This is a genomic window from Nitrososphaera viennensis EN76, assembly GCF_000698785.1.
Taxonomy (GTDB): Archaea; Thermoproteota; Nitrososphaeria; order Nitrososphaerales; family Nitrososphaeraceae; genus Nitrososphaera; species Nitrososphaera viennensis.
On sequence record NZ_CP007536.1, the window covers coordinates 874,402 to 889,297 of the forward strand.

The window sequence follows — 14,896 nt, forward strand, 5'->3', positions numbered from 1 at the left end:
TTCTAGATATAGATTTCCACCCTAGATGAATCATCAACGCTGATCAAGACAGACAATTGCAGGATTGAAACACCATCTCAAGGCATCAAAGTTGGCGCGTACATCCACCAGCTTGAACAGCCATGACAGATTAATGCTAGTAGATTGTCCCGGTTGAAAATATTGCATTCATAGTACATTCCCAGAGTGAATCATACCAAATATGTGCTCCATACTAGGATACAGAGGAAGCAAGGACGCCGCTTCGTTGCTCGTAAACGGCCTCAAGCTCATGGAATACCGCGGGTACGATAGCGTCGGGATAGCGACTCTCCATGATGACAAGATAGACATTGCAAAAGGCGTCGGCAGGGTCGTCGAAGTCAGCAAGAACCTCTCCATGGAAAGCATGCAGGGCACGATAGGCGTGGGGCACACCAGGTGGGCCACCCACGGCGGGGTGACGGACAGCAACGCGCACCCGCACACGTCCTGCGATGGCAAAGTCGCGGTGGTGCATAATGGCATAATAGAGAACTACAAGGAGCTGAAGGACGAGCTTATCGCCGCCGGCCATGTTTTCAAGAGCCAGACAGACAGCGAGGTAATCGCGCACTTGTTCGAAGGTGCCAAGGGCGACGCCCGGCAGGCCATGCTTTCCGTGTGCAGCAGGCTGCGCGGATCTTATGCGTTTGTCGCGGTATTCAAGGACGGCACGATAGCAGGGGCAAGGTGGGAAGAGCCCCTGATAGTGGGCATAGCAGATTCTGAATATTTCCTCTCAAGTGACGTGCTTGGGTTCATCAAGTTTACGGACAAGGCGGTGTTCCTTGAGAACGGCGATATCGTGATAATCGACGGCAGCAAAGACCTCCAGCTGTACGATGTCGAAGGCAAGCCGGTGAGCAGGGCGGTGTCCCCCATAGCGTGGGAGCTTGGGGCGGCCGACAAGGGGATATACGCGCACCATACCCTCAAAGAGATCAACGAGCAGGGCAAGACCATAACAGGCGCGCTGGCGGCAAACCACCAAAAGCTGGGCGAGTTTGCAGGCATCATTTCTGGCGCCAAGCACGTGTACCTGACTGGAAGCGGCACGAGCAGCCACGCGGCAATGGTGGGCAAGCAGTTGTTTTCCAAGTATGCAAAAATAAAGTCTGACGTGATAATTTCAAGCGAGTTCCAGTACGCGCTTGACATGATAGATTCCGGCTCTGTCCTGATTGCCATTTCGCAGAGCGGCGAATCCGCAGACGTCCTGCAGTCTGTCAAGAACGCAAGGCAGCGCGGCGCAAAAATCCTTTCAATAGTCAACGTCTCCACCTCGTCCCTTGCCCGCGCAAGCGACCTGTTCCTAGACATCGGCTGCGGGCCCGAAATAGGCGTGGCCGCGACAAAGAGTTTTACCGCCCAGCTTGCGGTGCTCTATTCCATCGCAGGCCAGCTATCATCATCAGAAAACAAGGAGATCTTTCAGGGATGCGACATTGCCCCTGCGATAGACAAGGCCCTTGCGCTGTATCCCGCAGTAGCGCGCGTGGCCGAAGTCCTCAGCACCGTCAACGACATTTACCTGCTTGGGAGGTTCCTGCATTACCCGATCGCGCTAGAGGGCGCGCTGAAACTCAAGGAGCTTGTCTACGTGCATGCAGAGGGAATAGCCGCAGGAGAGCTCAAGCACGGCCCGCTTGCACTCATGGACAAAGGAACCCTTGTGATCCTGATAAACCCCACCGACAACACGTTTATGGACACGCTTTCCAACGCGCATGAAATGAAGGCAAGGGGAGCCACCATCGTCGGGGTTTCCGACCAGAACAACGAGCTGTACGACTATTGGATCCAGCTGCCCAAGGTACAGGATGTGTTCTACCCCCTCGTAGAGGCGATCCCGCTGCAGATACTTGCCTACTGTATGGCGGTCGGGAAAAAAGTCGACCCAGACTATCCGCGCAACCTGGCAAAATCAGTGACGGTCAAGTAATAGGCGCATACACACACCCTGCAGGTCCGGCCTGTCACACACATACACACAAAAAAATCTGCGGCGGCAGCTCTGTCGGCAAAAACGCTGCAGAAGAACAATAATAAACAAAACAGAGACCTTCAGTTTGCTAGCGCAAGGTAATGATCATTATGGTCCGTCTTCCAAGATATCTTGCAGTCCCGCTTGTCAAGCGGGCATGAATATAGCTCGTTGCAGTACACGCACCTGTGTGCATGGTCGCCTCCGCGTGTCATGTCGTTGGGATGGCCTCGATTTGCTCTTCGATGTCAGAAAGCGCCTTTCGTATGTAGTCGGCAGTGATAAGCGACGGTATTTTCAGCTGCATCGATTCAGGGAGCATTGCGTTTGCCCTTATCAGAATCGAGACCTGCCTGTCGATGTCGTTGTCATTGCGGCATTCGGAAACAAGGCGCCTGACCGACTCTACGAGCTCCTGCATGAAGAATGGTGGTCGCAAGCGCTCTTTATCATTATGACCGGTTTGCCGCGATAAAATGAGACATAATGCCAGAAGGGCACCAGAATGGAAGAGGCGGACAGCAAAAAGGGCACGAGATGATGAAAAGCCTCGGGTATTGTCCATGCCATTGACGTGTTTATTGATATATCTTGCCCGTGTCTGACGATCAGACGTTGTGCTAATATTATTAGTAAATCGCAAGCAGGAGGGGAAAGAAGGGCTGCGGATTATGGGAGGGCAGATATGCAAGGAAGCCGCATAAAACGATCTATTTTCAAGCAGCTCATTTTCGCTGTCTTTGCTGCAACTCTGTTGCTGCCTCTGGCAACAGGCAATGGCGCCATTTCCGCAAGTGCAGCAGCCACATCCTGCGCGGCCCTGCCCGTGGCAAAAGCAGAGGCATCAGGAAACGAGATCGGAAACGTGCCAAGCAACGTTGCTGATGGCCTTCCTGTCACAAAGTGGTCAATTTTTGGAAGGGGGGCATGGATATCAGTCGACCTTGGGACGCTTGCAACCATCTGCCATGTCGACGTGGCATGGTACAGGGGAGACACAAGGCAGAGCACGTTCACCATATCGCATTCGTCAGATGCCACGACGTACACCCAGATCTATTCAGGCAAGAGCTCTGGAAATACTTCCAGCTTTGAGAGGTACGACTTTGCAGACGTTGATGCAAGGTACGTCAGGATCACGGTGGACGGGAACACGGAAAATGAATGGTCGGCCATTTCAGAAATCAAGGTGTACGGCGACGTCTCTGCGGTGCAGGACGACACCAGGCCTTCCATAGCAATAGACCAGCCCGTAAACAACAGCAAGGTAGTCGTATCCTCTTCTGCCACCGTCAGCATCAAGGGCAAGGCGTCAGATTTTGGAAGCGGAGTAAAGATGGTCGAAGTCAGGACAGACGGCACAGCGTACATGCCTGCAACACCTGCCTCCCCGGGAGACTGGTCGTCGTGGACCCACACTCTCATGCTCCCTGCAGGGATGCACGACATTGTCGCGCGCGCGACTGACAACGCAGGAAACCAGCAATGGCACGTCGCAGCCGTAAGGGTTGCTCAAGAGCCAGGTTCCACCATACCGGCGTCAAGCCCCCCGACGCCAACAGACAGGTTCGGCATTGCGCAGCTGTACCCGACTGCTGCCGGCGGGATTGAATGGTCGTCAAAGTGGGACAACGGCAATCCCCGGCAGTTTGGCAATGTCCCCGACCCGGACGACAACTGGTTTGAGACGACGCACGGCATAGGGACGTATACCATCGATGGCGAGGGCACGCTGACGGCATCGGGCAACTTTACCAGGATGTACGTCCACGACCCCGCCAACGTCAGGGAATGGTCGGAGAACCTGGAGATAACTATGTACATCAAGAGGATAAATGAAACGCAGCTTATCGATTATTCCGGCCTGCAGCTGTTTGCCCGCACAAACCACGGCACGAACGGCAACGAAAACAGGAATTTCTGCGACGACAGGGGTTACGGCGTCCTGGTGCTCACCGACGGCAAATGGAAGCTTGAAAAAGAGACGGCCCACCATCTGTCCAACGGCTATGTGGACCTGCCAGGCAAAAAGCCCTGGGGCGGGCTTCCAAAGGACACGTGGGTAGGCATCAAGTTCGTCCTGCGCAACATGGACAACGACACAAAAGTAAAGCTGGAGCTGTACCGCGACATGACTGCCGGCCTGAACGGGGGCAAGTGGGAGAAAATGACTGAATTCGTGGACAACGGCACGAACTTTGGGGTAGGCTACGGCGCCTGCAAGCCCGGCGTGGACCCAGCGCTGCCGCTCATACACTCGTTCATAGATTCAACCAGCGAGACAAAGAGGCCAATGCTTTCTGTCTATGCAAGAAACGAGTACGGGACGATGGAGTATGCTAACTTTACCATAAGAGAGATCAACCCGCTCCCTTGACCACTTGTTTTCTTTTTCAGCACCGCAACTGTCAGGTTTTTGCAACAGGTAGAGATTTTCCGTTCAACAAAAAAAGACAGCATTGTTGCAGATTTTTGCAAGTCTCCCGGCCTGTTTATTGCAGGTCATGCCACTTTGCAAGCAGAACCTGCAGCAGGAAACATGTTTGTGCAAAAAAGTTGCATTAAAAATGACAGAGCAGGCGCGACTGAGAATAAAAAAAGAAAAAAGAGGATTCGAGCCTTCTTACATCACCTATGCAGAGACTGGGCTTTGCCGCTATCCATGTGTCTGCTTCAGTATCATGTACAGGTCGTCGGATGTAGAGCTGAGCCACGAACTGGTGTAGACCTGCCGGTACGTGTTTGTGCCGTCAAACGGGTCTGCCGCATCGCGGTCAAGCATCACTGCGACAAAGTTGCTGGCGTCTCCTCCCGCGTACTTTATCCCTATCCTGTCGCCGGACTGGATGGTGTACAGTTCGCTTCCGGTCAGCGAAAAGACATAGTCCGTGTAGGTCGAAGTGATGGCGGAAGCATTCTGGGTGCCAAACAGCTTTTTCACTGTCAGGTCTGTGTTAAAGATGCCAATCTCTGCAATGCCCGTCGGGACGCCTGTTTTTCGGAGCTTGAGGGTTATCTGGTCTATGCTCTTGCCTATCAGCTGCGAGGACGGCGTCACAAACTCGGTGTGCGCCTGCTGGGCAGAGTAGGTGCTCTGGCCAGAGGTTGCAGTGGTGTCGGACATGTAGGTTGCAGGCAACAGCGAGGGGTCGACGGTATAGATTTCGGTCTTGATGGAGCCAATGTTTCCTGCAGTGTCTTTTGCAAAGAACCTCAGCGTGGTGCCAGAGGAGACGGTGATTGGAGACGAGTACACGGAGCTTGACTGGGTCGGCGTGCTGCCGTCCAGCGTGTAGTATATGGTCGCAGTCTCGTCGGCAGACAGAGTTACTGACGGGGCGGCAGGGAAAGCGCCGCCTGGCGGCGATGCCGTGACGGTCGGAGGGAGTATGTCTGCGCCTGCATGCGTCTGCCGCAGGGTCATGTACAGGTCGTTTGGCAAGGAGTTGAGCCACGAACTGGTGTAGACCTGCCGGTACGTGTTTGTGCCGTCAAACGGGTCAACTCCATCCTGGTCGAGCATAACTGCGACAAAGTTGCTGGCGTCTCCTCCCGCGTACTTTATCCCTATCCTGTCGCCGGACTGGATGACATAGACGTCAGAGCCGGTCAGCGAAAAGACATAGTCCGTGTAGGTCGAGGAGATCGTGGTAGTGTCCTTTTCGCCAAACAGCTTTTTCACTGTCAGGTCTGTGTTAAAGACGCCGACTTGGGCCGTTCCCGTCGGGGCGCCCGTCTTTCTCAGCTTCAGCGTTATCTCGTCTATGGTCTTGCCCACAAGCTGGGACGCCGGCGAGACGAATTCTGCGTGTGCCTGCTGCGCAGAGTACATGCTCTGTCCAAAGGTTGCAGTAGTGTCTGACATGTGGGTGGCAGGGAGCGTTGAGGCATTGATGCTGTAGGTTTCAGTGCCAATCGGTCCAGAGTTCCCTGCGCCATCCCTCGCAAAGAACTTTAGCGTGGCAGTAGCGGCGATGCTGATCGGCGACGAGTACACCGGGCTTGACGTGGTCGGGTCGGTCCCGTCCGTCGTGTAGTAGACGGTGGCAGGCTCGCTTGCTATCAGCGTTACCGACTGCGGCGACGTAAAGACCCCGCCGGTCGGCGAAGCAATGACAGTCGGCACTTGCAGGTCAAAGAGGTACGTCTGCGACCCTACCGCGCCGGTGTTGCCGACGGCGTCTTTTGCAAAGAACTTTAGATCAGTGTTTGCAGACAGCGAGATTGGCGCGGTGTAGACGGTGCTGCCCGTAGTCGGCACGCTCCCGTCTGTGGTGTAGTATATTGTTGCTCCCGGCTCGCTTGCAGTCAGAGTTACGCTTATCGCCGCGTTGTACAGACCTCCTGCAGGGTCGGCAGTCACTGTGGGCAGGACGGTGTCTATGATATATTCTGCGGTTACCGTCGAGCCGGCATTGCCTGCGCTGTCCACTCCAAAGAACCGGAGTATGGTGTCAGCAGATATCGCGATTGGCGCGGTGTAGACGGTGCTAGACGTTGTAGGTACAGAGCCGTCGGTGGTATAGTATATCATTGCAGGCTCGCTTGCGGCCAAGGCCACGGACTGGGCGGCAGAGTATGTCCCGCCAGGCGGCGTGGCCGTCACGGTCGGAGCCACAGTGTCAAAGGCGTACGCCTCTGTCACGACAGAGCCAGCGTTTCCTCCGCCATCCACGTCAAAGAATCTCAACGTGGTGTTTGCAGATATCGCGATTGGCGCGGTGTAGACGGTGCTGCCTGTAGTCGGTGTGCTGCCGTCTGTGGTGTAGTAGATAGTCGAGCCCGGCACACCGCTTGAGAGTGTCACGGATTGCGGTGCGTTGTACACCCCTCCCGGCGGGGAAGCAGAAACGCTTGCAAAGACGTACGACTCGGTTGCCACCTGGCCGCCGTTGCCTGCAGGGTCGACCGCAAAGAACTTTAGGCTGGTGTTTATGGATATGGACACCGGCGAGCTGTACACGGTGCTGCCCGTAGTCGGCACGCTGCCGTCGATGGTGTAGTATATTGTTGCTCCCGGCTCGCTTGCAGTCAGAGTTACCGACCGGGCAGATGAGTAGGTTCCGCCAGGCGGCGATGCGGCGACGGCTGGAGCAAGCGTGTCTACCGTAACTGTCCGGGCCGGGCTGTACGGGCTTGCGTTGCCCAGCTCGTCTGACGACCTGACCTTCCAGTAGTACGTGCCGTCAGCTAGCGGGGTAGCGAGCGTGTAGCTCAACCCCGTCAGGCCCTGCTGGTCTATCACGGCAGGCGAAAAGTCAGGGCTTGAAGATACGAGAAGGTCATAAGCGGTGCCCGACGTGGCGTCAGTGACTTGCGACCAGCTGAACGTTATGGCTCCGTTGCTTGTCGCCATCCCGTCAGATGGCGAAAGCAGTTCGGGGATTCCAGGCGACGACGTATCCACTACGGTGACTCGCTGCTCTGCAGTCGCGGAATTGCCTGACGCGTCTGTAGCAGTCCACGTTACGACGGTGGTCCCAAGCGGAAAGCCTGTCGACTCGGTTGCACCGGGAGAGTCATTCTTTACTACGGGCGCGGGATCGGAATTGTCAAACACCACGGGCGCTCCCAGGTTCACTGCCGTGATGTTCCCTACCGCCTCCACGGTAATGTCTGGAGGAGGCGTCAGCTGCGGGGCCACGGTATCAGGTCCGCTCAGCGAAACAGTAATCGGGATTACGGCCCACTGCATGTTGCCGAAAAAGTCTGTCGACCTTGCAACGACTTCTCTGTTGCCCGACTGCTTTATGTTCAGCACGAAGGACCATTCGGACCAGCTGCCCGGCGACTTTTGTTTGGCGGGCTTGTATCCGCCATTGTTCGGGCGCACTTCAACTATCTTGACGCCAGACTGTCCATCAGAGGCTGTCCCTTCCACCAGAATATTTACCCCGGCGGCAGGCCCGCTGACTGCGGTCCCGGCCACGGGGTTGCTGACGCTGACGGTGGGCCTGACAGTGTCTGCGGTGGAAGACACCATCACGTACTGGTTTGCAGTTGCACCGTTGCCTGCGTCGTCGGTAGCCGTCCAGGTCACCACTGTCAGGCCCTGCGGAAAGCCTCCGGCAGGAGCGTCGTTGGTCACCGTCGGGCTGGTATCCACGTTGTCTGATACGGCAGGAGTCCCAAGGTCGACAGGGGTCAGCTCCGATGTAGAGACGACTGCCTTGTCCGCAGGCGCCGTTATGTTCGGAGGGATGTTGTCTATAATCGGAGGCAGCGGAACGTTGGTCACGCTGGAAAAAGTCCTTATGTGGTATTCCTGGTCGCCAATCCAAGTTATCAGGGCGTCAAGGTCGTTCATCTCTTCCTGCGAGAGGACAGGCGTCGGATTGCCGTTTGCGTCCTTTACCGTGAAATCCTGCGGGTGGAGTGTTATCACTGCATAGCCATAGTTGGCAATTGTGTCGTTAATCTGGCTTTGGATAAAAGAAAGCGGGGTCTTTGTAGGCGGCTCGGAATCGTAGGTATAGTAGCCCACCACCTGCGGAAGGTGGTACACGCCAAACTGGTCCTTGATGTCAGAGCCGGCTATTGCCTTGTAGACCTTGTTGTTTGGGCTGTTTGGGTCGTCCGGGTCGTATATGCTTGGGAGTTCCTGGTCAAACTCGGAGCTTATGATCTTTAGTCCCAGCTGGCTTGTTGCCTCAAGCGTATCCTCGTTGTACGCGTTGTACGGCGGTATGAATATCGTGGTCTTCCTCCCAAACAGGTCCTGCAGCTTTGCATTGGCCATCTGCAAGGTGTCATGCTGCTCCTGCAAAGAAAGCGTGTCGTAAGGCACGTGGTTCCATCCGTGCAGCACCGTTTCAATCAAGCCCGTCGCCACGCCCTGTCTTACTTTGTTTACTATGGCAGGATCGTTTCCGACAAAGTTCATTATCACGCCGAGGTCAAGGTTCTCGTTTCTCTCGATGAACTTGTCGATGATGGCGCTTTGCACAGGGACGAGCCAGAAGTCCTGGATGTCGTCAAGGCGAAATATCACACAGTTGCATGCGTCAACAGACAGGGCACTTGCGCGTATTGGCGCGTTTACGACGACAGCTATAATCATCATTGTTGCAATCAAGGCAAACGCCAGATGCCTTGTCAATCTGGCGGTTGACAAGCAAGTACCCGGAGTCATTCATTACCTATTACGGCTATAGCTATATCCCAAAGACGCCCAATTTGCGTCCATTAGTATCCCTTCCTTGCAGTTGCTGGCGAAGTTGAATGGCTAATTACCTTAAAAAATCATGTAGCTATTGAATACAAGTTTGTACCAGTAACAACATTCCAGTGCAGATCTTCTAGTTCCAGCCTGCCACAGTGGCAGAGAAAGAGAGCATCATGATATGTGTGTGTGCGCGCATATGTCATCAGCATAGTCGCAGGAATCAGAAAAAAGGAGAGTCGGCAATTTCGAGGGCATTTCAGCTGCCTGCCGTGCCAACTACTATGCTGTATCGCCTTGACGCTTGAACGTGGCGGGTCCGTCAGGATTGGTGTATTTTCAGCCAAGGCGCGCGCGGCAGGCGTGTATGTGTATATGCCTGCGCAGGTGCAGGATCAACCTGCGGGGACAGAGTACCTGTTGTCCCGCACGGTGTTGCCTGTGCTGTCGGCGTCTATCCTGAACCTTTCAAGAACGTTGTCTGCCACGACGTTGTTTGCGATTGTATTGCGCGAAGACCCTTCAAGGATTCCCACGCCGTACTTGTTGCCGACTATGGTGTTGCCTTCAATGGTGTTGTCGTAGCTCTCCTTCTGGATGAACACCCCGTACTTTTCGTTGTAGCGCACGACGTTGTCTTTTATCAGGCTGGAGTTGGTGAGCCAGTGGAGGCCTATTCCCTCGACGTTGTACTCGACTATGTTGTTGGTGATTGTGACGTTTTCGCACCAGAGCGAGCATATGATCCCCTGGTTGCCGTTGTCGTGCACGTAGTTGGAGTCGATCACAAAGTTGACGGACCGGGTGTGCGGGTCAAGCCCGTAGCGGGTCTGGCCATAAATCTCGTTGTTCACTATCTTAAAGTCGCTTGAATCCTCAGAATAGAACCCATAGTAGTTGAAGGCAATGGTAGAGCTGGCTATTACAAAGTCTTTGGTGTTGTAGTATTCCAGCGCGGCGTGGGCGTACCTGGTGTCCTTCAGCCCGCCAAGCGAGTACCCAAGGTGCGTTATTGTAGAGTTCAGGACGTCCATGTGGCCACCCCTCACCACTATGTACGGGCGCGGGATGTACGGGTCTATCTCGGGTTTGCCCCGGACAGGGTCCCACGAAGTCACGGTCGAGTTTACAATCGCCGCGTTTCCACGGATCTCAAGGTAGCTTGGATTGGGATTGCGCTCAGACGAAGAGAGCAATAGCACCCGGTCTCCGTTTATTTCAAGGGTGGTCTTGTTCCCCATTATGATGGGCCTTGTCACAAGGTAGGCAGATTCTTGCGCGTTGTAGCTGACTGCAGAAGGATACTTTTGCGCCAAAAGATCCAGCGTCCATTTCCCGTCGTTTACCCGCGTTACGGAATTGTTGCCGTCAGAGATGAGTACGAAGGGAGGAACCTGCGAATCAGCCTGAGGCCTCGCCGGCTGGTCAGAGAACACTATTCCTTTTCCGCCCTGCTTTAGCACGTCTTCAAGCACTATCTTGTGCGACATTATCTTGGGCGAAAACGCGATTACCGAAGAATCAGAGTGGCGCAGCGCGACTCGGATAAACTCCATCGCGTCGCGGTCTTTGCCGGTCTGCCCGAGGATTTCGTTTTCGACAAGCGGCACCCCCCTGTATACGGTCGGGTGGTATCCCGGCGCCTTGTAGCCGCTCAGGTCGTCCCACGTCTTGATAACGTATCCCTGGTCCTGAATCCTCTTGACAACAAAGTCGTGCTCTTTTTGGAACCTCTCTTCTATGAAAAACACCGCCTTGTTGACGTTGTAGTCGTGCAGCAGGTCAAGCAGAGACAGCAGGTTCCCCTGGTTTCCATACTGCACGTAAAAAGTCAGGGTTACCGTGCTTGGCATGCTTGGGTCGTACAGTATCCTCGGGCCTACGTTTGGCGGGACAGTGGCAGGCCCAAGCCCAAGCTGTGTCGCAATTGGAGTGAGGTTGTTTTTCAGAAATTCATTTCCGTTGTAAGCCTTTTCGGCTGAATAGCGGAGGTAGTCGATGAATTCTGCGTTTCTGTTGCTTGATACCGGCAGGTACATATTCCATATCACGATGCCAAAGGTGCTTGCAAGGAGTATGCACAGAAGGACTGCAGTGTATTTCATTTTTCCATCTCACGGCCTCTTCTTCATCATTATTATCATCATCATCTTGTCAGCCACGACTTGTTCCTCACGGTAAGGAAGGAGTAGTATTCCAGCGAGCTGAGGAAAAAGCCCATCACAGACCAGGTAAGCCTGTAGGCCCACTTGCCGCCCGATGCGGGGTTTCGCATCTTGAACTCGGCGGCAAACAAGAGCCCGATAAAGAGGAGCCCGGCTATGTACACTACTCCAGACCAGTACTCTCCCTGGAGAGGGAGCAGGATGAGCGACCGGATGGCCACCACGGGCGAGAGGAAAGACCATATCATCTGCAGGTAGTATACGGCTGCGGCAAACGCGTTTCTGTCCTTGTAATAATACGGCGCGGTAAAGAAAAACACGCGCAGCCAGCTTTTCTTCCAGCGTATCTGCTGCCACATGAACTTCTTGAACCTGTGCGGGACTTCGGTGTAGACGATGGCGCTTTCGCAGTACTTGGCCTTCCACACCTTCTGCTCCTTGTCAATATAGTGCTTGTTGCCGCCAATGACGTAGCTTGTCAGGTGACGGTCGTCGCCCAGGACGAAATCGGCTCCCAAAAAGACGTCGTTTGCCCACTTGTCAAGCGCAGGCATGATGGCCTCCTTCCGGTATGCAGAAAGGATGCCGGGGCAGCAGGTCACGGTGCCAAAGGCGCTTTCCATCGCCTTCATTATGGAAAACTGGCCGTCGTACCATGTGTCCTGCATTTTCGTCAGCGTGTTCTGGTCCGCGTTCACCGCGCGGCCGTGCCCTGAGACGGCGCCCACGTCAGGGTCGTCAAAGACCTTTACCATCCGCTCTATAGCCGTCTTTTCAATCACGCAGTCAGAGTCGATGAGCAGTATTATGTCGCCCTTGGCGGGGCCTGCCACTATCCCTTCCCTGACGGCCTTTCTCTTGCCGACGTTCTGCGCGAGGTGTATGACAGATATCTTGTCAGGGAACTCCTTTCGCAGGAGGTCCATCGCTTGGCCAGTGTCGTCGGTCGAGCCGTCGTTTACCATTATTACCTCGATGTTGCGGTACGTCGATGCGAGGCACGACTTGGCGGCCTCGATTATCATGACGGGATCGTTCTTGGCCGGCACGATTACGCTCACAAGGGGCTCGCGTGCGCTAAAGGGGGCACCGCTGCCATTCTTGTTGTTGCTGCTATTTTCTTGCCCCTTTTTGCCGTAAAAAGGGTCCTTGTACATCGTGTAGGAAACTATGAAGCAACTAAAGACCAGAAACGTGGTGAGAAAGCTGTATATGCCGAGGATCGGGTCCAAGTAGAAAAACAACATGTATAGCTTTGTGGCAATGAGCGCGCCGGCACCCACTATGATAAGCGCCCTTGTAATTTTCTTTCTGGGCGTGAGCTTTTGCGGCGCATGAATTTCCCTTGTGACTACCTCCACGTTTACGCAGGCCTCCGGTGATGCAAGCGCAAATGGGAAAAACGGCGTGCAGGCATTGGTCTACAATCAAGTATTCTCGACAAGTGAGAATGCTGCCTTGTCCGTGGCTAAAAGAAACCGCGTCTTGGGCGAAATCCTAGGTGATGTGAATTGTCAAGCCAGAGCCGCTTGGAGAGAAAATAACTCACATTATTGCACATAAACGGGGAAAGAGTCAGGCTCTATAAGAGTATGATGCAGCAGTTCGACTAGCGCGTGCAATACGAAATTTTTTCTGGCCTCCTTGATTCATTTTTTCGTCTGTCGCAGAGCAAGGCAAATAACTATAAGCATGCCGATAATGGCCATCATCATCATGACGGCAACAGCAACAGCAGAACAGACCCTTGAGTCGCTTGGAATAACGCTCCCGAACCCGCCTGCACCCGCCGGCTCGTATGTGCCGGTCGTAATTAGCGGCAACCTGGCGTTCGTGGCGGGCCAGATCCCGGTGGAGGCAGGGCAGGTGAAATTCAAAGGCAAGGTCGGCAGGGACATCCCGGTGGAGGCAGGGCAGCAGGCTGCGCGACTTTGTACCATAAACGCGCTTGCGCAGCTAAAGGCCGCGCTTGGCTCACTAGAGCGCATAAGGCGCATCGTAAAGGTGACAGGGTTTGTCAACTGCGAGCCGTCGTTTGCAGACCAGCCCAAGGTCATAAACGGCGCGTCCGACCTCCTTGTGCAGATCTTTGGGGACAGCGGCAGGCACGCCCGCGCCGCAGTCGGCGTCAGCAGCCTGCCCCTTGAAAGCGCGGTGGAAGTAGAGTTTGTCGCCGAGATAAAATAAAGAGGGAAGAAGAAAAAAAGACTCACTCACTTGCTCTGGCTCGCTCAGTCTTTATCGATTGTCAGAGTAAGAATTCCCTTGTGTCCAGAGACCCTTTCGTGCTCGAAAAGCTCAAAATCATGCGAGAATATCTTTTTACACTTGTCACAGGCGTAGTAGCATTGTATAGGGTTCATGCAGTAATTGGTCTGCAGCACAGCCATATTCCGTTGAAGGTCAGACACTGTTGGCCCGGCAGACAGCCGCCTTTGCAGTCATGCAGCTAACAAATGATTTGTCAGGAATATGCCTCTATCCTACTATCTTTGAATCAAGCGTCTTGACGAATTCGTTCAGCCTGTCCTTTGGTATGACTGCGCCGCAGGCCTTGTCGTGGCCCCCGCCGCTCCCGCCGAGGTTGCTCGCAATGTCGTTTACGAGCCGGCCAAGGTGTACCTTGCAGCCCTTCGACCCGCGTATGGAAACCACGTACGAGCCGATGTCTTCCTTTAGCTTGTAGACCATGGCCGCAGGCTTGCCCGACGAGCCAAGGACAAAGTTGACCACCATGCTTGACGACAGCTCTACTGTGCTTGGCGCATGCGCCAGATTGTCCAGTTTTACGATGCCGGAGCGTATCGACTCTACCGCGTTTGCCACCTTTTTGGCGTACTTTTCTGCCAGCTCAAAGCCGCCCTTGACGTCGTGCGGGTACTTGCCCTTTGACAGGGTGTCAACTATTCTCACGAGAAAGTCTTCGTCCTTCTGGCTTGCAGAGATCATGTACGAAAGCGATGTTGCTTCAAGCATGAGGAACTGCCTGTCGTAACGCGGAACGAGTTTTGCCGCGGCGGGCTTTTTCTCCATATAGTCGGTGAGCGCACCCATTGCCGCAAGGAACGTCGCGCTTTCTGGCAGCTTTTTCTTGTACTTGCGGTACACCTGCACGCTTGTGCATTCCTTGACCGTGTGAATGAGCGTTACCTTGGCCTTTTTCAGGCCCGCGACAGTTTCCTTGCTGATGTCGTGGTGGTCAATGTAGGTCACCTTTGTGCCCTTGCCGGCGATTTTTGCAAGCAGTTCGACAAACCTCTGCTCGTTCTTTTTTGACAATCCTAGGTCGCAGATGAACAGGCTGTCGATCTTTTTTTCAGAGCTGGCAAGCTTTTCCAGCTTGGGTATCAGCGCAGGGTAATCAGAAAGTATGACGGTCTGGGCGTCAAACGCGGCCTTGGCAAGCGCTGCGGAAGCGAGGCCGTCGACGTCCTCCTTGTGCGACATGACTACGATTTCAGGCAACAGAGCATAGCCGTAACTGGCCGGGATTAATAGTTTGAGAAAAAGAGAGAAGAAAACGCGACCGCCATGCACAGGAAACAGAAACATACGACTGCACGA

The 14,896-nt window shown here is 54.4% G+C and carries 8 protein-coding genes; 3 read left to right on the plus strand and 5 right to left on the minus strand.

Features of this window, described 5'->3' with window-relative positions; genetic code table 11:
• Nucleotides 1-202 precede the first annotated feature (202 nt).
• Nucleotides 203-1,963 carry a glutamine--fructose-6-phosphate transaminase (isomerizing) gene (gene glmS, locus NVIE_RS05040; RefSeq protein ID WP_075054315.1) on the plus strand — a complete coding sequence of 587 codons (1,761 nt, stop codon included), beginning with the start codon at nt 203-205 and terminating at the stop codon, nt 1,961-1,963.
• Nucleotides 1,964-2,216: 253 nt separating this feature from the next.
• Here glmS and NVIE_RS05045 read toward each other — a convergent pair whose 3' ends face one another.
• Nucleotides 2,217-2,444 carry a hypothetical protein gene (locus tag NVIE_RS05045; RefSeq protein ID WP_144239518.1) on the minus strand — a complete coding sequence of 76 codons (228 nt, stop codon included), beginning with the start codon at nt 2,442-2,444 and terminating at the stop codon, nt 2,217-2,219.
• 246 nt (nt 2,445-2,690) lie between these two features.
• Here NVIE_RS05045 and NVIE_RS14540 point away from each other — a divergent pair, with 246 nt between their 5' ends.
• Nucleotides 2,691-4,382, plus strand: a complete 1,692-nt coding sequence (locus NVIE_RS14540; protein WP_084790636.1) for a discoidin domain-containing protein — start codon at nt 2,691-2,693, stop codon at nt 4,380-4,382.
• Between the two features lie 279 nt (nt 4,383-4,661).
• Here the strand turns inward: NVIE_RS14540 and NVIE_RS05060 are convergent, their stop codons facing one another.
• From NVIE_RS05060 to NVIE_RS05070, 3 genes are all read right to left on the minus strand, one after another.
• Nucleotides 4,662-9,068, minus strand: a complete 4,407-nt coding sequence (locus NVIE_RS05060; RefSeq protein WP_158435101.1) for a chitobiase/beta-hexosaminidase C-terminal domain-containing protein — start codon at nt 9,066-9,068, stop codon at nt 4,662-4,664.
• 494 nt (nt 9,069-9,562) lie between these two features.
• A complete protein-coding gene (locus NVIE_RS05065; RefSeq protein ID WP_075054318.1) occupies nt 9,563-11,272 on the minus strand; it encodes a right-handed parallel beta-helix repeat-containing protein in 1,710 nt (569 codons plus the stop codon).
• 41 nt (nt 11,273-11,313) lie between these two features.
• On the minus strand, nt 11,314-12,693 hold the full coding sequence (locus NVIE_RS05070; RefSeq protein ID WP_075054319.1) for a glycosyltransferase family 2 protein: 1,380 nt from the start codon (nt 12,691-12,693) through the stop codon (nt 11,314-11,316).
• Between the two features lie 331 nt (nt 12,694-13,024).
• On the opposite strand from NVIE_RS05070, the gene NVIE_RS05075 reads away from it, so the two are divergent.
• Nucleotides 13,025-13,519 carry a RidA family protein gene (locus NVIE_RS05075; RefSeq protein WP_227717482.1) on the plus strand — a complete coding sequence of 165 codons (495 nt, stop codon included), beginning with the start codon at nt 13,025-13,027 and terminating at the stop codon, nt 13,517-13,519.
• A 291-nt stretch (nt 13,520-13,810) separates the two neighbouring features.
• Here the strand turns inward: NVIE_RS05075 and NVIE_RS05085 are convergent, their stop codons facing one another.
• Nucleotides 13,811-14,797 carry a DHHA1 domain-containing protein gene (locus NVIE_RS05085; RefSeq protein ID WP_158435102.1) on the minus strand — a complete coding sequence of 329 codons (987 nt, stop codon included), beginning with the start codon at nt 14,795-14,797 and terminating at the stop codon, nt 13,811-13,813.
• Between the last annotated feature and the right edge of the window lie 99 nt (nt 14,798-14,896).

Bases quoted from the DNA above. Each gene is read 5' to 3' on its own strand.
- glmS (WP_075054315.1), top strand. From the start codon at position 203: ATGTGCTCCATACTAGGATACAGAGGAAGCAAGGACGCCGCTTCGTTG.
- NVIE_RS14540 (WP_084790636.1), top strand. From the start codon at position 2,691: ATGCAAGGAAGCCGCATAAAACGATCTATTTTCAAGCAGCTCATTTTC.
- NVIE_RS05060 (WP_158435101.1), bottom strand. From the start codon at position 9,068: ATGATGATTATAGCTGTCGTCGTAAACGCGCCAATACGCGCAAGTGCC.
- NVIE_RS05065 (WP_075054318.1), bottom strand. From the start codon at position 11,272: ATGAAATACACTGCAGTCCTTCTGTGCATACTCCTTGCAAGCACCTTT.
- NVIE_RS05075 (WP_227717482.1), top strand. From the start codon at position 13,025: ATGCCGATAATGGCCATCATCATCATGACGGCAACAGCAACAGCAGAA.